The organism is Streptomyces dioscori (assembly GCF_003024195.1).
Taxonomy (GTDB): Bacteria; Actinomycetota; Actinomycetes; order Streptomycetales; family Streptomycetaceae; genus Streptomyces; species Streptomyces dioscori.
In genome coordinates this window covers 45160-64841 of sequence record NZ_KZ679065.1, presented here as the reverse complement: position 1 = coordinate 64841, position 19682 = coordinate 45160, and the positions used below count along the sequence as shown (strand labels likewise).

The 19682-nt window shown below is 71.7% G+C and carries 19 protein-coding genes; 6 read left to right on the top strand and 13 right to left on the bottom strand.

Annotated elements, in window-relative coordinates; genetic code table 11:
- Nucleotides 1–122: 122 nt before the first annotated feature.
- Together C6Y14_RS42230 and C6Y14_RS42225 are read right to left on the bottom strand one after the other, a co-directional pair.
- A complete protein-coding gene (locus C6Y14_RS42230; protein WP_404828925.1) occupies nucleotides 123–1226 on the bottom strand; it encodes an LCP family protein in 1104 nt (367 codons plus the stop codon).
- 184 nt (nucleotides 1227–1410) lie between these two features.
- Nucleotides 1411–2439 (bottom strand): LacI family DNA-binding transcriptional regulator, encoded by a 1029-nt coding sequence (locus tag C6Y14_RS42225; protein WP_107022240.1) that lies wholly within the window; start codon nucleotides 2437–2439, stop codon nucleotides 1411–1413.
- Nucleotides 2440–2602: 163 nt separating this feature from the next.
- Here C6Y14_RS42225 and C6Y14_RS42220 point away from each other — a divergent pair, with 163 nt between their 5' ends.
- The 4 genes from C6Y14_RS42220 to C6Y14_RS42205 all read left to right on the top strand — a co-directional run bounded on the left by C6Y14_RS42220 (nucleotide 2603) and on the right by C6Y14_RS42205 (nucleotide 8193).
- Nucleotides 2603–3991, top strand: a complete 1389-nt coding sequence (locus C6Y14_RS42220; protein ID WP_107022239.1) for an ABC transporter substrate-binding protein — start codon at nucleotides 2603–2605, stop codon at nucleotides 3989–3991.
- A 62-nt stretch (nucleotides 3992–4053) separates the two neighbouring features.
- Nucleotides 4054–4935: a carbohydrate ABC transporter permease gene (locus C6Y14_RS42215; protein ID WP_107022260.1), complete on the top strand. Its 882-nt coding sequence runs from the start codon at nucleotides 4054–4056 to the stop codon at nucleotides 4933–4935.
- A gap of 4 nt (nucleotides 4936–4939) precedes the next feature.
- Complete coding sequence (locus C6Y14_RS42210) at nucleotides 4940–5851, top strand: carbohydrate ABC transporter permease (protein WP_107022238.1); 912 nt, start codon at nucleotides 4940–4942, stop codon at nucleotides 5849–5851.
- A gap of 44 nt (nucleotides 5852–5895) precedes the next feature.
- Complete coding sequence (locus C6Y14_RS42205) at nucleotides 5896–8193, top strand: beta-xylosidase/alpha-l-arabinosidase (protein ID WP_107022237.1); 2298 nt, start codon at nucleotides 5896–5898, stop codon at nucleotides 8191–8193.
- Nucleotides 8194–8299: 106 nt separating this feature from the next.
- Here the strand turns inward: C6Y14_RS42205 and C6Y14_RS42200 are convergent, their stop codons facing one another.
- The 4 genes from C6Y14_RS42200 to tsaB are packed head-to-tail and all read right to left on the bottom strand — an operon-like array spanning nucleotide 8300 to nucleotide 10812.
- Nucleotides 8300–8554, bottom strand: a complete 255-nt coding sequence (locus tag C6Y14_RS42200; RefSeq protein WP_107022236.1) for a hypothetical protein — start codon at nucleotides 8552–8554, stop codon at nucleotides 8300–8302.
- Nucleotides 8551–9666, bottom strand: coding sequence for a tRNA (adenosine(37)-N6)-threonylcarbamoyltransferase complex transferase subunit TsaD (tsaD, locus tag C6Y14_RS42195; RefSeq protein WP_107022235.1), 1116 nt, complete (start codon nucleotides 9664–9666; stop codon nucleotides 8551–8553). Before tsaD ends, C6Y14_RS42200 begins: the two co-directional genes overlap by 4 nt.
- The gene (gene rimI, locus C6Y14_RS42190) at nucleotides 9659–10132 is read right to left on the bottom strand and encodes a ribosomal protein S18-alanine N-acetyltransferase (RefSeq protein WP_199855059.1); all 474 of its coding nucleotides are present in this window, start codon (nucleotides 10130–10132) and stop codon (nucleotides 9659–9661) included. The genes tsaD and rimI overlap by 8 nt, the downstream gene beginning before the upstream one ends.
- Nucleotides 10133–10152: 20 nt before the next feature.
- Entirely contained in the window at nucleotides 10153–10812 is a 660-nt protein-coding gene (gene tsaB / locus C6Y14_RS42185) for a tRNA (adenosine(37)-N6)-threonylcarbamoyltransferase complex dimerization subunit type 1 TsaB (RefSeq protein ID WP_107022233.1), read from the bottom strand.
- A 149-nt stretch (nucleotides 10813–10961) separates the two neighbouring features.
- On the opposite strand from tsaB, the gene C6Y14_RS42180 reads away from it, so the two are divergent.
- On the top strand, nucleotides 10962–11516 hold the full coding sequence (locus C6Y14_RS42180; protein ID WP_107022259.1) for a hypothetical protein: 555 nt from the start codon (nucleotides 10962–10964) through the stop codon (nucleotides 11514–11516).
- Nucleotides 11517–12186: 670 nt separating this feature from the next.
- On the opposite strand, the gene tsaE is transcribed toward C6Y14_RS42180, so the two are convergent.
- The 5 genes from tsaE to C6Y14_RS42155 form a co-directional block, all read right to left on the bottom strand.
- Nucleotides 12187–12714, bottom strand: a complete 528-nt coding sequence (gene tsaE, locus C6Y14_RS42175; protein ID WP_107022232.1) for a tRNA (adenosine(37)-N6)-threonylcarbamoyltransferase complex ATPase subunit type 1 TsaE — start codon at nucleotides 12712–12714, stop codon at nucleotides 12187–12189.
- A complete protein-coding gene (locus C6Y14_RS42170) occupies nucleotides 12680–13930 on the bottom strand; it encodes an alpha/beta fold hydrolase (protein ID WP_107022231.1) in 1251 nt (416 codons plus the stop codon). Before C6Y14_RS42170 ends, tsaE begins: the two co-directional genes overlap by 35 nt.
- A gap of 102 nt (nucleotides 13931–14032) precedes the next feature.
- Nucleotides 14033–15202 carry an alanine racemase gene (gene alr, locus C6Y14_RS42165; protein WP_107022230.1) on the bottom strand — a complete coding sequence of 390 codons (1170 nt, stop codon included), beginning with the start codon at nucleotides 15200–15202 and terminating at the stop codon, nucleotides 14033–14035.
- Between the two features lie 106 nt (nucleotides 15203–15308).
- Nucleotides 15309–16259, bottom strand: coding sequence for a L,D-transpeptidase family protein (locus C6Y14_RS42160; protein WP_107022229.1), 951 nt, complete (start codon nucleotides 16257–16259; stop codon nucleotides 15309–15311).
- 161 nt (nucleotides 16260–16420) lie between these two features.
- Nucleotides 16421–17857, bottom strand: a complete 1437-nt coding sequence (locus C6Y14_RS42155; protein WP_107022228.1) for an NAD(P)H-hydrate dehydratase — start codon at nucleotides 17855–17857, stop codon at nucleotides 16421–16423.
- Nucleotides 17858–18011: 154 nt separating this feature from the next.
- On the opposite strand from C6Y14_RS42155, the gene C6Y14_RS42150 reads away from it, so the two are divergent.
- A complete protein-coding gene (locus C6Y14_RS42150; RefSeq protein WP_107022227.1) occupies nucleotides 18012–18332 on the top strand; it encodes a hypothetical protein in 321 nt (106 codons plus the stop codon).
- Between the two features lie 261 nt (nucleotides 18333–18593).
- Here C6Y14_RS42150 and C6Y14_RS42145 read toward each other — a convergent pair whose 3' ends face one another.
- Together C6Y14_RS42145 and C6Y14_RS42140 are read right to left on the bottom strand one after the other, a co-directional pair.
- Nucleotides 18594–18965 carry a holo-ACP synthase gene (locus C6Y14_RS42145; RefSeq protein ID WP_107022226.1) on the bottom strand — a complete coding sequence of 124 codons (372 nt, stop codon included), beginning with the start codon at nucleotides 18963–18965 and terminating at the stop codon, nucleotides 18594–18596.
- A gap of 50 nt (nucleotides 18966–19015) precedes the next feature.
- Nucleotides 19016–19669 carry a GOLPH3/VPS74 family protein gene (locus tag C6Y14_RS42140; protein ID WP_107022225.1) on the bottom strand — a complete coding sequence of 218 codons (654 nt, stop codon included), beginning with the start codon at nucleotides 19667–19669 and terminating at the stop codon, nucleotides 19016–19018.
- Between the last annotated feature and the right edge of the window lie 13 nt (nucleotides 19670–19682).

Here is a 19682-nt window from a genome sequence, read left to right as displayed (position 1 = left end):
CGGGGCCGGTCCCCGCCTCTCATCGCCTCTCACCCATACGTCGAACGACCGACGCCGGGATCGACACACCCGCCGAACTTCATCGGGTTTTCTTCGAGAAGGTCACTTTTTCTTCGAGAGGGTCACTTCAGTGACTCCCACAGCTTTCCCGCCTCCGGCTCCTCCGCCACCACCCGGTTGGGGTTGGACGGGGCAGGCACCACCGGCATCGTCACGGTCTCGGTGTACGTGGATGAGAGGGACTTCAGGCTCTGGCCGAGGCCCATCAGTTCGGTCAGGGAGTTCAGGCCCGTGTCCGTGGTGAGGCTGCCGGTGAGCGCGTCGGCGACGCTGTACAGCCGGGTGGGGTTGGTGAGGAGGTTGCTGGAGGAGACCTGGTCGAGGAGCGCCTTCACCAGTTTCTGCTGGAGGCCGATGCGGCCGAGGTCGCTGCCGTCGCCTATGCCGTGCCGGGTGCGGGCCAGGGCCAGGGCGTCCGCGCCGTCGAGGTGGTGGGTGCCCGCCTCCAGTTCGAGGTGGCTGTCCTCGTCGGAGATGTCGTCGTCGGTCGTGACCGTGACCCCGCCGAGCGCGTCCACCAGATCGGCGAAGCCGGCGAAGTCGATCTCGATGTAGTGGTCCATGCGGACGTTCGTCAGGGTCTCCACGGTCTTGACCGCGCAGACGGGCCCGCCGACCGAGTACGCGCTGTTGAACATCACGCCGTACGCCTCCGCCGTCGAACCGCCCGACTCCAGCGGGCAGGAGGGGCGTGTGACGAGGGTGTCGCGCGGGATGCTCACGACGGTCGCCTCCGAGCGGCCCTCGTCGACGTGGATGATCATCGCCGTGTCGGAGCGGGCGCCCTCACTGCTGCCGCCGCCGAGCGCCTTGTTGCGCTTGCCGCTGCGCGAGTCGGAGCCGAGGACCAGGATGTTGAGCGCGCCGCTGGGGAGCGGGGTGGCGGACTCGGGGCCCGTCGGGGTCGTCACGGCCCTGGCCGGCCGGTTGTCGCCGAGCGCGCTGTCGATGTCGACGCTCTTGATGTTGTGGTTCAGATGCCAGTACACCCACGCGGCCCCGGCCACGGACGCGACGAGTACGCAACTGAGGGCGATGCCCGCCACCTTGAACAGCCGCGACCGCCCGGACCACCACGACCGCCCCCCTGCGCCGACGTCGGCGCCGGCGTCACCGCCCTCGGGTATCGCGGCGTCCTCGCCCCCGGACCCGTCTTCTCCGCTCACGCCCACACTCCCGCTCACAGGAAGAACATAAGTCCGAATTATTTCAACAAGGAACCACTTCCCGGCTTTCCTTCGGAAACTCTCAGGTTTCGTTGAGTTTTCTCAGGATCGGTCTTCGAAACTTTCGACGCCCCGATACCGCTCACGGGGACCGTGGTGTCGATCACGCCGACCGTGGTATCGATCACGCCGACGGCGGCGCCGTACTGCTCCGGACCACCAGGCTCGTCGCCAGTTCCACCCGCGTGGCGGTCGAGGGCCGTTCCGAGCGGCCGAGGTCCAGTACGAGCCGGGCCGCCGCCTCGGCCATCTCCGTGAGTGGCTGGCGCACGGTGGTGAGCGGCGGGCCGACCCAGCGGGCCACCGGCAGGTCGTCGAAGCCGACGATGCTGAGGTCCTCCGGTACGCGCAGACCCAGCTCGCGGGCGGCCTCGTACAGGCCGAGGGCCTGGAGGTCGTTGCCCGCGAAGACGGCCGTCGGGCGGTCGGGGAGTTTCAGGAGTTCGAGCCCTGCGCGGTAGCCGCTGTCGTGGTGGAAGTCGCCGGTGCGTACGAGCGCCGGGTCGACGGGCAGCCCGGCCGTGTCGAGCGCCGCCCGGTACCCGTCGAGCCGGGCCCGGCTGCACATCATCCGCGAGGGCCCGCTGATCACGCCGATACGGCGGTGGCCGAGGTCGGCCAGGTGACGGGTCGCCGCGAGGCCGCCCTGCCAGTTGGTGGCACCCACGGACGGGGCGTCGTCACCGGGGTCGCCCGCCGGGTCGACCACCACGAACGGGATGGACCGGCTCGTCAGCAGCGCCCGCTGGGACTCGTCGAGCCCGCTGAGGACGAGCACGACCCCGTGCGGGCGGCGGGCGGCGACCTGGTCGGCCCAGGTGCGCCCGGGGGTGAGCCGTCCCGCGCTCTCGGACAGGACGACGCTCAGCCCTTCGTCCCGCGCCACGTTCTCCACGCCCCGGATGACCTCCATCGCCCACGCGCTCTCCAGTTCGTGGAAGACGAGGTCGATGAGCGGCGACCGGGACGCCTCGGCCCGGCGGCGCCGGTAGCCGTGGTTTCTCAGCAGTTCCTCGACCCGGGTGCGGGTCGAGGGGGCCACGTCGGCGCGGCCGTTGAGCACCTTCGAAACAGTCGGGGCCGAGACTCCCGCCTCGCGGGCGATCTCGGCGAGCGTCGCTGACTGGGCTACGGCGGGATTCGGGCGAGTCATGAACGGGATCGTATCCCTGCGCAACCTCTTGACGAAGCCCTTCGACCGCCATACGTTCCCGGAACATTCGAAGTACCACCCGAAACATTCGTGCAGGTTCGATGCGTATGCGTGCCGCGAGCGCGCCGGCGAGCGGACGAGCCGGACAAGAAGAGGTGCTGTCATGGAGTCGATCAACGGGCGGTCCACCAGCGGGCAGCCCACGGGCGCGGGCCCGGGCAGAAGCGCGGGCGGCAGCCTCAGCGGCCGTGCGTTCAGCAGGCGCTGGGTGCTGGGCGCCGGCGCCACCACCCTGCTCACCACCGGCCTCGCCGCCTGCGGCTCGGACGACGGCCCCGGCGGGGGCGGCGGCACGATCGACGCCTTCGTGTACGGGGACGACGCGGTCAAGGTCCAGCAGACGGCCGTCGAACGCTTCAACAAGTCCGCCGCGAGCAAGTCGGCCAAGGGCACGGTGAAGCTGGTCAAGATCCCGGGCGCGGACTACACCTCCAAGCTGCGTACGGCGATGGGTTCCCCGAGCGCCCCCGATGTCCTCTTCAACTGGGGCGGCGGCTCGATCCGGGCCTACCAGGAGGCGAAGCAGCTGATCGACCTGACCGACACCATCGCGGGCGACCCGGTCCTGAAGTCGGGCTTCCTGCCCGCGGTGCTCGCGGCGGGCGCGCTCGGCGGCCGCAACTACGGGATACCGATGCGCGGTATGCAGCCGGTGATCCTCTTCTACAACAAGTCGGTCTTCGCCGAGCACAAGCTCCAGCCGCCCACCACCTGGGCCGAGCTGCAGGACATCAACGCCAAGCTGAAGAAGGCGAAGATCACCCCGTTCGCGCTCGGCGGGGCGGACACCTGGACCGAGCTGATGTGGCTGGAGTACCTGGTCGACCGGATCGGCGGCCCGGAGGTCTTCGCGAAGATCCAGGGCGGCGACGCGTCCGCCTGGGGCGACCCGGCCGTCCTCAAGGCCGCCGAGACGGTGAAGGAACTCATCGACGACGGCGCGTTCGGGTCGAAGTTCAGCTCGGTGTCGTACGTCAACGGCGGCGCGCCCGCGGTCTTCGCCAAGGGCAAGGCGGCGATGCATCTGATGGGTTCGTGGGAGTACTCGACGCAGCTCGGAAAGTTCCCGTCCTTCGCGAAGAACAACCTGGGCTGGTGTGCGTTCCCCACGGTCGAGGGCGGCACCGGCGACGTCCGCAACGTCGTCGGCAACCCGACCAACTACTGGTCGGTCAACGCCCGTACGGGCAACAAGGACGCGGCGATCGCCTTCCTGAAGGACTGCGCCTCCGAGACGTACGCCAAGGCGCTGGTCGCCAACGGTGACATCCCGACGACCTCGAACGCGGCCAAGCTGCTGGACGCCTCGCCCAACCCGGAGTTCGCGAAGTTCCAGTACGAGATGGTCGAGAAGGCGCCGGCCTTCACGCTCTCCTGGGACCAGGCGGTCGACGCGGACATCGCGACCCCGATGCTCACCGAGATCAACAAGCTGTTCGTCGGGAAGTCCTCGCCGAGCGAGTTCGTGTCGGCGCTCAAGGAGCTGAAGTGAGCGCACCCACCCCCACCAAGGCCCCGGTGGGAAGCCCGGTCGGCGAGCGCGGCGGGCCCGAGCTGCCCCGCGGGCCGCGAAAGCGGTCCGGGGCCGCCACGGCCGGCCGGCCGCACGCCGTCTGGGCACTGCCCGGTGTGCTGTTCTTCGCGTTCTTCGCCGTGGTCCCGATGGGACTCGCCTTCTATCTCTCCTTCACCAGCTGGGACGGCCTGGGCGACCCGACACCCGTCGGCCTCGACAACTGGCGGAAGCTGATCAATGACGACCGGATGGTCCAGTCGCTGTGGCTCACGGTCCTGCTGACGGCGGCGAGCTGGGTCTTCCAGACGGTGATCGCGCTGCTGCTCGGCGTCTGGGCGGCGGGCCGCCAGCGCAACCGGGCGGTGCTGTCCGCGATCTTCTTCGTCCCGTTCCTGCTGTCCTCGACGGCGATCGCGCTGCTCTTCTACGCCCTGCTCGACCCGAACTTCGGCATCATCCAGCAGAACATCCTCGGCTCCTCCAGCGGCGCGTTCCTCGCGATCGTGTTCGTCGGCGGCTGGCAGTTCATCCCCTTCCACACGCTGATCTACCAGGGCGGCGCCCGTCAGATACCCGAGGTCCTCTACCAGGCCGCGGCGATCGACGGGGCGGGCCGCTACCGCCAGTTCTTCTCGATCACGCTGCCGCAGCTGCGCCACACCGTCACGACGTCCACGGTCCTGATGGTCGTCGGCTCGCTCACGTACTTCGAGACCGTGCTGATCCTCACCAAGGGCGGCCCGGGCACCGACACCGCGATCCTGCCGTACCTGATGTACGAGGCGGGCTTCAAGAGCTACGACTTCGGTTACGCGAGCGCCATCGCGTCCTTCCTGGTGCTGGTCGCCACCGGCCTGTCCCTGATCCTCGTGCGGCTGACCGGCTTCGGCGGCATGCGCAGTACCCGCGAAGGGATGTGACGGAGTGTCACACGACACCTTGCCGCGTCCGCGTCCCGTGCAGACCGAGAAGCGCGACACGCGACCGTCCCCGCCCCGCCGCCGCCGGCACTGGCACTGGACGAAGCGCGCCAACCCCGTCGCCGGGCTCGGCGCGGTCGTCTGGCTGGCGATCGTCGTCATCCCGATCTACGCGATGCTGTCGGCCTCGCTCACCAGCCAGGACAAGGCCCTCACCGGCAACCCGCTGACCCCGCCCACGAGTCCGACGCTCGACAACTACAACACCGTGCTGAACAGCGGCTTCGGCCATCTGCTGGCCAACACCGCGATCGTGGCCGTCGCGGTCGTGGCGATCGTCCTCGGCCTCTCGGTCCCGCTGGCGTACGTGGCCGTCCGCACCCGCGACCGCTGGTCGGGCCTGGCCTTCCGGCTGTTCCTGCTCGGCGTCGCGATCCCGGCCCAGGCGGTCGTGGTCCCCCTCTACCTCCTGATCGCCAAGCTCGACCTGTACGACAGCCTGCTCGCGGTCATCCTGCCGACGGCTGCCTTCGCGATGCCGGTGTCCGTGCTCGTCCTCGTGGGCACCCTGCGGGACGTCTCGGAGGAGCTGTACGAGGCGATGGCCCTGGACGGCGCCTCACCGCAGCGGATGCTGTTCCAGCTGGCGATTCCGATGGCCAAGGGCGGTATCAGCACGGTCGTCATCTACGCGGCGCTGCAGGCCTGGAACGGCTTCCTCTTCCCGCTGATCTTCACCCAGTCCGACGAACCGCGCGTCCTGACGCTCGGCCTGTTCAACTACGTCAGCCAGTTCGGCGTCAACATCCCGGCGCTGCTGGCCTCGGTCGTCCTCTCCGGCGTCCCGATCTTCGCCGTCTACCTGGTGGCCCGCCGCGCGCTGGTCGGCGGCCTGATGGGCGTGGGCGGAAAGTGAACCCACTCGTCCCCGACCCTGCCCCTCACCCTGACAGGAGTTTCATGACCACCGCACCCTGGCGTGATCCCGCCCTGCCCGCCGAGGCCCGGGTCGACGACCTGCTCGCCCGGATGACCCTGGAGGAGAAGACCGCCCAGCTGTACGGCGTGTGGGTGGGAGCCGCCACGGACGGCGACGGAGTCGCCCCGCACCAGGACGAGATGACCTCGGACTTCGACTGGGACGAGCTGATCACCCACGGTCTGGGCCAGCTCACCCGCTCGTTCGGTACGGCCCCCGTGGACCCCGCGCTGGGCGCGCAGGCACTGGCCCGCGCCCAGCGCCGGATCAGCGGGGCGGGCCGCTTCGGCATCCCGGCCGTCGCCCACGAGGAGTGCCTGGCGGGCTTCACGGCCTGGGGCGCGACCGCGTATCCGGTGCCGCTGGCCTGGGGCGCCTCGTTCGACGCGGCGCTGGTCGAGGAGATGGCCCACCGCATCGGCCGGGACCTCGCCTCCGTAGGCGTCCACCAGGGCCTCGCCCCCGTCCTGGACGTCGTACGGGATCCGCGGTGGGGCAGGGTCGAGGAGACGATCGGCGAGGACCCGTACCTCGTCGGCACGATCGGCGCGGCGTACGTCCGCGGGCTCGAATCCGCGGGAATCGTCGCCACGCTCAAGCACTTCGCGGGGTACGCGTCCTCGGCGGGCGCCCGCAACCTCGCGCCCGTACGGGCCGGTGTGCGCGAGTTCGCCGACATCACGCTGCCGCCGTTCGAGTTCGCGCTGCGCGAGGGCGGGGCCCGGTCGGTGATGGCCGCGTACACGGACACGGACGGCGTGCCCTCGACCGCGGACCCCTACCTGCTGACCGAACTCCTCCGCGAACAGTGGGGTTTCACGGGCACGGTCGTCAGCGACTACTTCGGCGTCGGCTTCCTGAAGACCCTCCACCGGGTCGCGGGCACCGAGGCCGAGGCCGCCCACGCGGCCCTCGCGGCGGGCGTGGACGTCGAACTGCCGACGGTCCACTGCAACGGCGACCCGCTGGTCGAGGCGGTACGGGCCGGTGCCGTCCCCGAGTCCCTGGTGGACCGGGCGGCGGCCAGGGTCCTGCGCCAGAAGTGCGAGCTGGGCCTGCTGGACGAGACCTGGTCCCCCGAACCGACCGGCCCCATCGACCTCGACTCGACCGCGAACCGCGTCCTGGCCCGCCGCCTGGCCGAGGAATCCGTGGTCCTGCTCTCCAACCCGGAGGGCGTGCTCCCGTTGGCCCCCGACACCCGTATCTCCGTGGTCGGCCCGCGGGCCGCCGACGCCCTGGCGATGCTGGGCTGCTACTCGTTCCCGTCCCATGTGGGCGTCAACCACCCGGCCCTGCCGATGGGCGTCGAGATCCCCACGATCCTGGAGTCCCTGCGCACGGAACTCCCCGACGCGAAGATCACCTTCACCGAGGGCTGCGACACGACCGACCCGGACACCTCCGGCTTCGAGGAGGCCGTCGCCCGCTCCACCGAGGCGGACGTCTGCGTGGCCGTGCTCGGCGACCGGGCGGGCCTCTTCGGCCGGGGCACGTCGGGCGAGGGCTGCGACGTGGCGGACCTGCAACTCCCCGGTGTACAAGCCCAGTTGCTGGACGCCCTCACCGCCGCCGACACCCCGGTCGTCCTGGTCCTGCTCACCGGCCGGCCGTACGCGCTGGGCCGCTGGCACGACCGGCTGGCCGCCACGGTCCAGGCGTTCTTCCCCGGCGAGGAGGGCGGCCCGGCGGTGGCGGGCGTCCTGTCAGGCCGCGTGAACCCGTCGGGCCGGCTCCCGGTCAGCGTCCCGCAGACCCCGGGCGGCCAGCCGTGGACCTACCTCCAGCCCCCACTGGGCCTGGCGGGCGAGGTCAGCAACCTGGACCCGACCCCCCTCCACCCCTTCGGCCACGGTCTGGGCTACACGGACTTCACGTGGGAGAACACGGCCGACGTGCACGCGCGGACGACCACGGACGAGGGGCACGACGTCTCGGTCACGATCCGCAACACGGGCGCGAGAGAAGGCACGGAGGTCGTCCAGCTGTACCTGCACGACCCGGTGGCATCCGTGACCCGCCCCGACGTACGCCTGATCGGCTACCACCGCCTGACCCTGTCCCCCGGCGAGGCCCGGCAGATCACGTTCCACTTCCACCCGGACCTGTCGGCCTTCACGAACGCCAGGGGCCACCGCGTGGTCGAACCGGGCGCCCTGGAACTCCGCGTCTCCAAATCCAGCACGTCCGTAGTCCACACGACCCACCTGACCCTGACAGGCCCAGAACGCCAACCGGGCCCGTCCCGGCAACTGACGTGCAGGACAACGGCCCGCTAAGGGGCGCGGGGAACGGCGCAGCCTTTCGTCTTCGGAGGGGCGCGGGGAACTGCGCGACCAGCCCCCACCGGACCCGCACCCGACAACCAACCGCCGGAGGCGGCCCCTACCCCTCGACGGACTCGAACCGCCACCGATGAACGGTTCGGGCAACCAACCCACCAGCCGGCTCCGGAAGCTCAGGAAGCGGGTCGTCGTACGCGGCATCCCACCACGTGATGACAAGCACCCGCTCCCCCGGAGCCCGCAGGACCTCCCGCCGCAGGGGCCGCGCCGGGAGGTCCTGCTCCCGCACCCACGCGAGCAGTTCCTCCCCCCGCCCCTCGGCGGCCCGCGCCTCCCACATCAACGCCACACTCATGAGTACAGATTGCCCTTGCTGACCTCATGCACATGATCGTGGGAGTGAGAGTGCCCATGCGCATGGGAACGCCCCGGCACATGCGGATCGGTGACGGGCAACGACGAGTCCGCCGACAGATCCCAATCGGACGCGTCCCGCCCCCGAGCCACCATCTCCGCGCCCAGCGCAGCGACCATCGCCCCGTTGTCCGTGCACAGCTTCGGCCGCGGCACCCGCAACGTGATCCCCGCCGCCTCGCACCGCTCCTGCGCGAGCACCCGCAGCCGCGAGTTGGCCGCCACGCCGCCACCGATCATCAGATGGTCGACGCCCTCGTCACGACAGGCCCGTACGGCCTTGCGGGTGAGGACGTCCACCACGGCTTCCTGGAAGGACGCGGCCACATCGCGCACGGGCACGTCCTCGCCGGCCGCCCGCTTCGCCTCGATCCACCGGGCCACGGCGGTCTTCAGCCCGGAGAAGGAGAAGTCGTACGCGGCATCGCGCGGCCCGGTGAGCCCGCGCGGGAAGGCGATGGCACGCGGGTCGCCCTCCTTCGCGTAGCGGTCGATGACGGGACCGCCGGGGAACCCGAGATTGAGCACACGGGCGATCTTGTCGAAGGCCTCGCCCGCCGCGTCGTCGATCGTCGCGCCCATCGGCCGTACGTCACTGGTGATGTCCGAGGACAGCAGCAGCGAGGAGTGGCCGCCGGAGACGAGCAGGGCCATCGTCGGCTCGGGCAGCGGCCCGTGCTCCAGCTGGTCCACACAGATGTGGGAGGCCAGGTGGTTCACCCCGTAGAGCGGCTTCCCCAGCGCGTACGCGTACGCCTTCGCCGCCGAGACCCCGACGAGCAGCGCGCCCGCGAGTCCGGGCCCGGCGGTGACGGAGATGCCGTCGAGGTCGCGCGCGCTGACCCCGGCCTCCTTCAGCGCCCGCTCGATGGTCGGCACCATCGCCTCCAGGTGCGCGCGGGAGGCGACCTCGGGCACCACCCCGCCGAAGCGCGCGTGCTCGTCGACGCTGGAGGCGATCGCGTCCGCGAGGAGGGTCGTCCCGCGGACGATGCCGACGCCGGTCTCGTCGCAGGAGGTCTCGATGCCGAGGACGAGAGGTTCGTCAGCCATTGATCTCGGTTCCTTTTACGGAAGTTGACGGGTCGTTGAGGCGCATCACGAGCGCGTCCACGTTGCCCGGCTGGTAGTAGCCGCGCCGGAAGCCGATCGCCTCGAAGCCGAAGCGCTCGTAGAGCTTCTGGGCGCGGATGTTGTCGACCCGGCATTCGAGCAGCACCTCGGCGCACTCGAAGGCGGTCGCGGCCCGCAGCAGTTCGGTCAGGATCAGTGCGCCGAGCCCGGTGCCCCAGTGCTCGCGGGCGACGGCGATGGTCTGTACGTCTCCGGCGTCACCGGCGGCGGCCAGGCCCCCGTATCCGACGATCACCCCGCCGTCCTCCGCCACCACGTACCGCCGGGTCGCCTCGGGGCCTCGCGCGTGGGCCAGGTCGGACCAGAACATGCCCCGTGACCAGGCGTCCTCGGGGAAGAGGTCCTTCTCCAGTTCCAGTACGGGCTCGATGTCCCACCAGCGCATCTCGCGCAGCACCGCGGTCGTCACTTGGGGGTGACCACCTTGTAGTTCTTGGGCACCTGGGCGTCGGGCCGGCGCAGATAGAGCGGCCGGGGCGCCTCCATCTCCTCACCTGCGGCCAGCCGCTCCGCCGCGAGGGAGGCGAGCGATGCCGCCGACACGTGCTCGGGCTCGCGGGCGTCCGGGAAGGTGTCCGGGTAGAGCAGCGCGCCCGCGCCCACGGCGGGCAGCCCGCCGATGTCCAGCTCCCCGGGCCGGTCCACGGCGGGTTCGGTGAGCCGCGTACGGGAGTCCGCGTACCGCGCCCAGTAGACCTCTTTGCGGCGGGCGTCGGTGGCGACGACGAAGGGTCCCTCGATCCCCGCCGCACCCCCGGCGGCGTACGCGAGGCCGTCGAGCGTGCACAGTCCGTACACGGGGACGCCGAGCGCGAGCCCGAACGTGTCGGCGGTCATCAGACCGACTCTGAGCCCGGTGTACGGGCCGGGGCCCACGCCGACGACGATGCCGGTGACGGCGTCGAGCCGCAGCCCGGCCTCGGTGAGCACCCGGTCGACGGCCGGCAGGAGCAGTTCCCCGTGCCGACGCGCGTCCACCTGGCTGTGGGCGGCGACGACGGACGTGCCGTCGTGCAGCGCGGCGGTGACGGCGGGGGTGGCGGTATCCAGAGCGAGCAAGAGCACGCGAACAGCCTACGGCGCCCGGACCCGGCGTACGGCCGCCTCAATCCGGCGGGTACCTGCTGCTAACGTCACAACGTCACAACACGGACAAATACCGTACAAGATCGAAAACCTTGAGACCGAGGATCGTACGAGAGGTGGGCACCCAGGTGATTCGGAGCAGCTCGGGAATCGTGGCCGGGCTCGCCGCGGTGGCGCTCGCCGTGATCGGCTTCCTCACCTACCAGGCCTCGGCGTACGCACCGGCCGACCTGTCCGCCCCGCGGGCCGCCGAGTCCTTGCCGGCCACGACGTCGAAGGCCCCCCGGGACAAGAACCACCCGACCGCTCTGCCCGGCGGCTCGGGCACCGGTCAGCGGGTCGTGTACTCGCTGGACGACGACCGGGTGTGGCTGGTCGACGAGGGCGACCGGGTCAGGCTCACGTTCCGGGTCAGCCCCGGTACGGTCGATCCGCTGCCCGCCCGGTACGTCGTCACGTCACGCTCCGGGACGATCGTCGGCTCCGACGGTGTGGCCGTCGAACACGTGGTCCGCTTCGCCAGCCTGGACGGCATCGCGATCGGCTTCAGCGCGGCGGTGGACGGCTCGGTGACGCCCCCTGACCCGGCCCGCAAACTGGGCGCGATCCGCGAGCCGCGGGGTGCCGGGGCGGCGATGTGGGACTTCGCCACGATCGGCACAAGGATCACGGTAATCAACTAACCGACTCAATCCACCCGCATACCCACCCACCCGCCCGAGCCCCAACAGGGGCGCGGGGAACGGCGCAGTCTTTCGCCTTGGCGGGGCGCGGGGAACGGCGCAGTCTTTTGTCTTTAGGGGCGCGGGGAACGGCGCAGTCTTTTGTCTTTAGGGGCGCGGGGAACGGCGCAGTCTTTTCGGGGGGCGCAGCCCCCAAGGGGCGCAGCCCCCAAGGGGCGCGGGGAACGGCGCGGCCGACCCCCACCGGACCCGCACCCGCAAACGACCCTAGGCCGCCCGCCGCCGCCCCTCCCGAACAGCCGCCGCAGGCGCAGGCACAGGCGCAGGCGCAGGCGGCGGCACAGACACAGCCCGCACAAGCCCACCCACGGCAAGCAACTCCCCCACCGACACCGAAACCCCACCACCCCTGGAAGGAACACGTTCCGACGCAGACGCAGACGCAGACGCAGGCATCGCGGCCTCCTGAAGAGCTCCGGGAGCAGACATGGTTAGGTAGACCTAACCAACTCCTCCGCCCATGTGAACACGCCGAAGCCCCCCGCCGCAACATCTTCCCGACACCCTGTCGGAATGTTGGGGCGAACGTACAAACCGAACCCTGCCCCCCGGGCTCAGAGCCGCAGAGCCGCAGAGCCGCAGCGCTTCAGCGCCTAGTCACCCAATCGCCTCAGGCGGAGAGCGCACCCAGGTCCACGGCCCCCCACCGCTCCCCCACCCCGGTCACGGCGACATGCCGCACCTCGTCCGTGGTGTCCCCCACGGCCCGGTGGATCAGCAGATGCAGCCGGTCGTCCGTCAGCTCCTCGACCTTCCCCTCGCCCCACTCCACGACGATCACGGAGTCGGACAGCGACACGTCGAGGTCGAGGTCCTCCATCTCGTCGAGCCCGCCGCCCAGGCGGTACGCGTCGACGTGGACGAGCGGCGGCCCGCCCCCGAGCGGGGGGTGCACGCGGGCGATCACGAACGTCGGCGAGGTGACCGCGCCCCGGACCCCGAGCCCTTCCCCGAGCCCGCGCGTCAGCGTGGTCTTGCCCGCGCCCAGTTCGCCGGTGAGCATCACGAGGTCCCCGGCCCGCAGGAGCTTGGCGAGTCTGCGCCCCAACTCCTTCATCTGTTCGGGCGAGTTGACGACGATCTCCGCGGTCACGACACCGGGGTCAGCCGGGTTGCGCGGTGCTGCTGGTGCTTCCATAGCCACCAACGGTAGCCCCTGCGGGCACGGCGCCGACGCGGGTGAGCAGGTCGGCGAGCCGGTCTATGACGACCTCCGGATGCTCCAGCATCACGAGGTGCCCGGCGTCCGGAACGAGCACCAGCTCGGCGTCGGGGAGCAGATCGGCGATGGACTCGCTGTGCTCGCTCGGCGTCACGAGGTCCTTGACCCCGGCGAGTACGAGCACGGGCAGATCGGCGAAGTACGCGAGCGCCTCGGTCTTGTCGTGGTCGGTGAACGCCGGGTAGAACTCGGCGACCACGTCGATGGGCGTGGCCTCGATGAGCCGCTCCGCGAACCGCGCGACCGCCGGGTCGATGTCCCGGGACGCGAACGAGTACCGCTTGATGATCCCCGCGAACAGGTCCGCGGTGGCCCGCCGCCCGCGCTCCACCAGTTCGGCCCGCTGCCCGAGCGCCTTCAGCACGCCGGGCAGGATCCGCCGCACCGCGTTGACGCCCGCGACGGGCAGCCCGAAGTTGACCTCGCCGAGCCGCCCGGACGACGTACCGACGAGCGCCACGCCGACGACGCGGTCGCGGATCAGGGCGGGGTACTGGTCGGCCAGGGCCATCATCGTCATGCCGCCCATCGAGTGGCCGACGAGCACGAGTGGCCCCTCGGGCGCCGCCGCGTCGATGACGGCTTTCAGGTCCCGGCCCAGCTGGTCGATGGTGACCGGCTGGTCGTCCCGGACCTGGGCCACGCCCCGCCCGGAGCGCCCGTGGCTGCGCTGGTCCCAGTGGACGGTCCGGACGACTCCGCGCAGCGCGGCCCGCTGGAAGTGCCAGGAGTCCTGGCTGAGGCAGTAGCCGTGGCTGAAGACGACGGTGACGGGGGCGGGCGCCTTGCGGCCGAAGAGCCGGCGGCGGCGTGGGGCCAGCGCGGTGTCGGTCTCCACCTCGTCGACCTCGTAGTACAGCTCGGTGCCGTCGTCCGCGGCGGCCTTGCCCGGCATCCCGCGCAATGCCCCGTACGGACCGGCCGAGTCGAGGGCGAGCCGCGCCTTCCTGCGCATTCCGCGGCCGACCGTGAGCCGCTCTATGGCGACTCCGGCGGCGGCGCCCGCGGCGACCACGCCTATCGCGGCGCCTGCGACGCCTGCCCTGCGCCAGTTCGCGGGCCCGGCCGCGGAGAGTGCCGAGGTCGCGGCCGTGGCCGCTTCCACCGCTGCCTCCGCGCTGCTCTCGCTCACGAACCGCTCCTCTTCTTCGTCTTCTTCGTCTTCTTCGTCCTGTACGGGTGCCGTGCATGCCGTGCAGTGCCGTGCTCCGCACTCATGCGGATACCCCGCTTGTTACTCGTTCACGTAGTCATCCACGTCATCCAGGTCATCCACGTAGACGCGCGGTACGCGGGTTCCGATGCGGGTGACGATCTCGTACGCGATCGTGCCCGCGGCGCGGGCCCAGTCCTCGGCGGTGGGCTCGCCGTGGTCGCCGGGCCCGAAGAGGACCGCCCGCTCGCCGACCGGCGGTTCGTCCCCGCCGAGGTCGACCGCGAACTGGTCCATCGCGACGCGCCCCGCGACCGTCCGCCACTTGCCGCCCACCAGGACGGGTCCGGTGCCGGAGGCGTGGCGCGGGACGCCGTCCGCGTACCCGACGGGCACGAGGCCGAGGGTCGTGTCGCCTGCGGTGACGTAGTGGTGTCCGTAACTCACGCCGTGGCCCGCGGGCACGTGCTTCACCAGCGCGAGCGAGGCCCAGAGGGTCATCACGGGCCGCAGCCCGAGGTCGGCGGAGGTGCCCAGCTCGGGGCTTGGCGAGATGCCGTACGTGGCGATCCCGGTCCGTACGAGGTCGAAGTGGGACTCGGGAAGCGTGAGCGTGGCGGGCGAGTTGGCGATGTGCCGCACCTCGGGGCGCAGCCCCGCTCCCTCCGCGTGGGCCAGCATCTCGCGGAAGAGGGTGAGCTGGGCGGCGATGGAGGGGTGCCCCGGTTCGTCGGCGCAGGCGAAGTGCGACCACAGGCCGGTGACGGCGACCAGGCCCTCGGCCTCGGCCCGCCGTGCCTCGGCGACGAGTTCGGCCCAGTCTGCGGGCTGGCAGCCGTTGCGTCCGAGTCCGGTGTCGGCCTTGAGCTGCACGCGCGCGGTACGCCCTGCGGCGCGCGCGGCCTCGGCGGCCTCGCGCAGCGCCCAGAGCCCGCTGATCCCCAGGTCCAGGTCGGCGTCGACGGCCTCCCGCCAGGGCCCGCCCGGCGTCCACAGCCAGCACATGATCCGCCCCGGCAGCCCGGCCGCGCGGAGGGCCAGCGCCTCCTCGGGGGTGGCCGTGCCCAGCCAGGTCGCGCCCGCGTCCAGGGCCGCGCGGGCGCACGGCACGGCCCCGTGTCCGTACGCGTCGGACTTGACCACCGCCATGAGGGCGGCGGCCGGCGCCTGGGCGCGCAGGGTCCGCACATTGGCCCTCAGGGCGGCCAGATCGATCTCGGCGCGGGCACGCGCGGGTGCTGTCTCAGTCATCGCCGACCAGTGTCTCAGAGGGGTCCGACACCGTTCTCGGGCACCGGGTCCCGGGCCCCAGGTCCCGGCTGCCGGACATCAGCAGGTGACCATCAACCATCAGGTCTCAGGTACCTGGCTTGCGCCCCCACACGTACACGCGGTCGCCCGTGTACAGCCTGCTCCACAGGGTGCGGGCGTCGGCGAGCCGCATGTTGACGCAGCCGCGTGACCCGGGCGGGCTGTAGACGCTGCCGTAGATGGCGTGGAAGGCCTGGCCGCCGCTGAAGAACTGGCTGTACGGCATGGGGGTGTTGTACAGCGTCGACCAGTGGTTCTTGTGCTTCCAGTAGACCTTGAACCAGCCGGTCCTGGTCCGGTACCCGGCCTTGCCGCTGCGGACCGGTACGGGCCCGAACACCACCCGCTTCCCCTTCTGCACCCAGACCAGTTGCCGGCGGAGGTCGACACAGGCGACGCGACCGGCCCGTACGGGGCATCTCCCGGCCGCGTTCGGCGCCTTCGCGGCGGACAGCAGCCGCATCCGGCCCCAGGTCACGGGCCCGGCGAAACCGATGTCGGGCCGGATGCCCTGCTTGCTCTGGAAGGCCCGGACGGCCCGGCAGTCCGCCGCCGACTGCTTGCCGTCCACCTTGAGCCGCAGCCACCGTTCGACCTGCCGCTGGTGGGGGCCGGCCTGCCGGCTGCACGCCGTCACCCCGGCCTCCCGTGCGACGGCTTCGCTCAGCGGTACGTACTCGATCAGCGCGTCGCTCCCCTCGGCGGGGCTCGGCGGCTCGACGGCGTCCTCCGCGGCGGAGGGGGTGTAGACCTGCGGGGCGAGCACCTGGTCGGGGGTGTCCAGCTGCCAGGGCTGGTACGGGCCCGGGTGCACGCCGGGCACGAGTTCGTTCTGCGGTGCGGGTGCGCGGGGCACGCCGGGAGCACCGGGCGCGGGCGGGGGCGGGGCTGTAGGGGCAGCGGCAGCCCCCGGCCCGGACAGCACGGCGAAGAGCGTGGCGAGGGCGACGAGGGCGGTGGTCGGCGCGGCGGCGGTTCTCCTGCGGATACGGGCCATGTGCTCAGCGAAACCCGGGAGGGTGCCGGGGCCCGGTCAGCCGCGCGGCAGGGTCGCCCGTTGTGGCGCACGCCCGCGTACGCCCCGCTCAGCTCAGCTCAGCTCAGCTCAGCTCACGGCGTCACGGCATCACGGCGTCGTGACGCCATGCCGTCGTGACGTCATCCCGTCGTGACGTCCCGCCAGGCCTCGCGCACCGCCTCGGCCACGTCGTGCGCCCCAACGGGCGCGCCGTCCGCGGCCAGCCGCCCGGCCAGTCCGTGGAGGTACGCGCCCACGCTGCCCGCGTCCCGCGCGTCGAGCCCAGCGGCGAGCAGGGACCCGGTCAGCCCGGACAGCACGTCACCGCTGCCGGCGGTGGCGAGCCACCCGGTGCCGGTGGAGTTCACCCGCACGGGCCCGCCGCCGGGCGAGGCGACGAGGGTCGTGGACCCCTTCAGCAGCACGGTGGCCCCGTACCGCTCGGCAAGTTCTCGTACGGATGCCAGCCGCGCGCTCTCGACCTCCTCGCGCGGGACACCGAGCAGGGCGGCGGCCTCTCCGGCGTGCGGGGTGAGCAGGGTGGGTGCCCGCCGGGCCCGTACGGCGTCGCGGTCGGCGAGCCGCAGCCCGTCGGCGTCGATCAGTACAGGCACATCCGCCTTGAGTACGGCCGCCACGACGTCGCCGTCGTCACCGGCGCCGGGGCCGACGACCCATGCCTGGACGCGCCCGGCCTGTTCCGGCGAACCGGTGGACACGAGCGTCTCGGGGAAGCGTGCGATGACGGCGTCGCCCGCGGGTCCGACGTACCGGACGGCGCCGGCGCCGCCGCGCAGGGCGCCGGAGACGGCGAGCACGGCCGCGCCCGGATAACGGGAGGACCCGGCGGCGATCCCCACGACGCCTCGCCGGTACTTGTCGCTCTCGGCACCGGGGACGGGGAGCAGGGCGGCGACGTCGGCGTGCTGGAGCGCCTGCAGTTCGGCCTCGCCGGGGAGCGCGAGCCCGATGTCGACGAGCCGTACGGAACCGGCGTACTCCCTTGCCGGGTCCACGAGCAGCCCCGGCTTGTGGGTCCCGAAGGTGACGGTCAGATCGGCGCGTACGGCGGCTCCGCGGACCTCGCCGGTGTCGGCCTCGACGCCGCTGGGCAGGTCGACGGCGACGACGGCGGCGCGGATCTCGCCCAGCACGTCGAGGAGTTCGGCGGCGTCGGGGCGGAGTCCGCCCTTGCCGCCGATCCCGACGATGCCGTCCAGGACGAGATCGGCGCGCCGGAGCGGCTCCTCTGCGGCCTCCGCCCCGTTGACCACGCTCCCGCCGGCGCGTCGCAGGGCGGCGAGGCCGCCGGGGTGGGCGCGGTCGGGGGCGAGCAGGGCGGCGACGACACCGGCGCCCCGCTTCGCGAGCCGGGCACCGGCGTAGAGGGCATCGCCGCCGTTGTCACCGCTGCCGACGAGCAGCACAACGCGCCGGCCGTAGACCCGCCCCAGCAACTCGGCGCAGGCGGCGGTGAGCCCGGCCACGGCCCGCTGCATGAGTGCCCCGTCCGGCAGCCGCGCCATCAGCTCCTGCTCGGCGGCCCGCACGGTCTCCACGCTGTAAGCAGTACGCATGAGTTCGAGTCTCCCTCACATCGCGCCCTTCGGCTGCGGGCCGGTGAGGGCTGCTCGCGCAGTTCCCCGCGCCCCTGGGCGGTGACGCAACCGCGCGCCTCTGCAACTCATCTAATCCGGTGAATCCGCGAGTCTGCCGATCGGAAGGTCCGCCATGAGCGATGCCCTGGCGATTGCCGTCGCCACCACGGTCGTGGTGGCGATCGCCGCTGCCGTGACCTACCGGATCGCCCGGCTCGACCTCACCCCGTCAGGAGCGCTGCTGGCCACGGCCTGCGCCGCCGTGGCAGTGGGCACCGGCTGGCTGCTGACGCTCTTCCACGCGTTACTGGGCTTCACGGTGGGCCTGGTGATCTACCTGATAGCCCGCACCCGCCTACCGGCCCCCCAAGCCATGCTGACAGCCGGCGCCGCCTACGCCCTCAGCACCCTGCTCTCAGTCGCAGCCCTGATGGTGGCCCTGAGCGGCATGTAGACAGCGGCACACGCTTTCAGGGGCGCGGGGAACGGCGCAATCTTGCGTCTTTCGCCCTCAAGGGGCGCGGGGAGCGGCGCAATCCTGTGTCTTTCGCCCTCAAGGGGCGCGGGGAACGGCGCAATCTTGTCGCTTTCACCCTCAAGGGGCGCGAGGAACGGCGCAATCCTGTCGCTTTTAGGGGCGCGGGGAACTGCGCGACCAGCCACGACGCACCCGCACCCGCACCCCCACCCGACGACCCCACCCCCCGCGGAGCGGCTACCCCTCCGCGATCACCACCGCGGACGCCACCCCCGCGTCATGGCTGAGCGATACGTGCCACGACCGCACCCCCAACACCGCCGCCCGCGCGGCAACGGTCCCCGTGACCCGAAGCCGAGGCTGCCCACTCTCCTCGACGTACACCTCGGCATCGGTCCACCGCAGCCCCCCGGGCGCCCCCAACGCCTTGGCCAGCGCCTCCTTCGCGGCGAAGCGGGCGGCCAGCGAGGCGACCCCCCGCCGTTCCCCGCTGCCCAGCAGCAACTCGCTCTCCAGGAACAGCCGCTCGGCCATCCCCGGCGTCCGCTCCAGCGACGTGGCGAACCGCTCGATCTCGGCCACATCGATACCGACCCCGATGATGCTCATCCGGGCACCTTACGGCCCGGCGGCCGCACCGGCGCCGGGCCGATGCCCGGTCAGGCGCTCCAGCCCCCGCCGACGGCCCGGCTCGACAGGTACGAGTCGCGCAGCGCCTTGCGCAGACCCGGGACGATGCCGTCGTACCGGGCGGCGAGCGCCTTGAGCGGCTCCTTGTAGGTCTTGCGGTCCGCGCCGCTCCACACGGAGCTGGTCTCCAGTTCCACCGTGAACACGGCCGCGGCCAGGTCCTCCAGCGGGATCGACGCGGGGTCGGCGCCGCCGAGGACGGTGTCGCGCACTCGTTCCCGGAGAACGCGCACCCGCTCCGGGTCGGGGACGGTGACGAGGTCGGCCGGGATGAGTCCCAGTTTCCTGCCGCGGGTGACGGTGATCTCTCCGACGGCGACGAGCTGGTCGCGTACCGGCTTCTCGGCGGTGTGGGCCTTGTTGTGGACGAACTGGAGCCAGCTCTTGGGCTTGTTGTCGGGCAGGTCGTGCCACACCGTGGCGGCGAAGGGGTCGTCCGGTTCCCTCCCGGGCTTCCGGATCACCTTTCCCCCGGTGGCGTCGAGCAGCCCGTCGCGGGCCAGTTCGGTCAGTGCGCCGGCCCGCAGCAACTGGCCGCGGCCCTGCAGGTTGTCGAGCTGGAACTTGCCCTTGTCCACGGTGTAGCAGAGGAGGTAGAGCCGCTGGGGCAGTGTCTGGACCATGGTTGTCTCCAGG

Coding starts and splice junctions, on each gene's coding strand:
- C6Y14_RS42200 (WP_107022236.1), bottom strand. CDS start 8,554: ATGAGTGTGGCGTTGATGTGGGAGGCGCGGGCCGCCGAGGGGCGGGGG.
- C6Y14_RS42155 (WP_107022228.1), bottom strand. CDS start 17,857: ATGCGTACTGCTTACAGCGTGGAGACCGTGCGGGCCGCCGAGCAGGAG.
- C6Y14_RS42150 (WP_107022227.1), top strand. CDS start 18,012: ATGAGCGATGCCCTGGCGATTGCCGTCGCCACCACGGTCGTGGTGGCG.
- alr (WP_107022230.1), bottom strand. CDS start 15,202: ATGACTGAGACAGCACCCGCGCGTGCCCGCGCCGAGATCGATCTGGCC.
- C6Y14_RS42225 (WP_107022240.1), bottom strand. CDS start 2,439: ATGACTCGCCCGAATCCCGCCGTAGCCCAGTCAGCGACGCTCGCCGAG.
- tsaD (WP_107022235.1), bottom strand. CDS start 9,666: ATGGCTGACGAACCTCTCGTCCTCGGCATCGAGACCTCCTGCGACGAG.
- C6Y14_RS42220 (WP_107022239.1), top strand. CDS start 2,603: ATGGAGTCGATCAACGGGCGGTCCACCAGCGGGCAGCCCACGGGCGCG.
- C6Y14_RS42145 (WP_107022226.1), bottom strand. CDS start 18,965: ATGAGCATCATCGGGGTCGGTATCGATGTGGCCGAGATCGAGCGGTTC.
- C6Y14_RS42160 (WP_107022229.1), bottom strand. CDS start 16,259: ATGGCCCGTATCCGCAGGAGAACCGCCGCCGCGCCGACCACCGCCCTC.
- rimI (WP_199855059.1), bottom strand. CDS start 10,132: ATGCGCTGGTGGGACATCGAGCCCGTACTGGAACTGGAGAAGGACCTC.
- C6Y14_RS42140 (WP_107022225.1), bottom strand. CDS start 19,669: ATGGTCCAGACACTGCCCCAGCGGCTCTACCTCCTCTGCTACACCGTG.
- tsaE (WP_107022232.1), bottom strand. CDS start 12,714: ATGGAAGCACCAGCAGCACCGCGCAACCCGGCTGACCCCGGTGTCGTG.
- C6Y14_RS42205 (WP_107022237.1), top strand. CDS start 5,896: ATGACCACCGCACCCTGGCGTGATCCCGCCCTGCCCGCCGAGGCCCGG.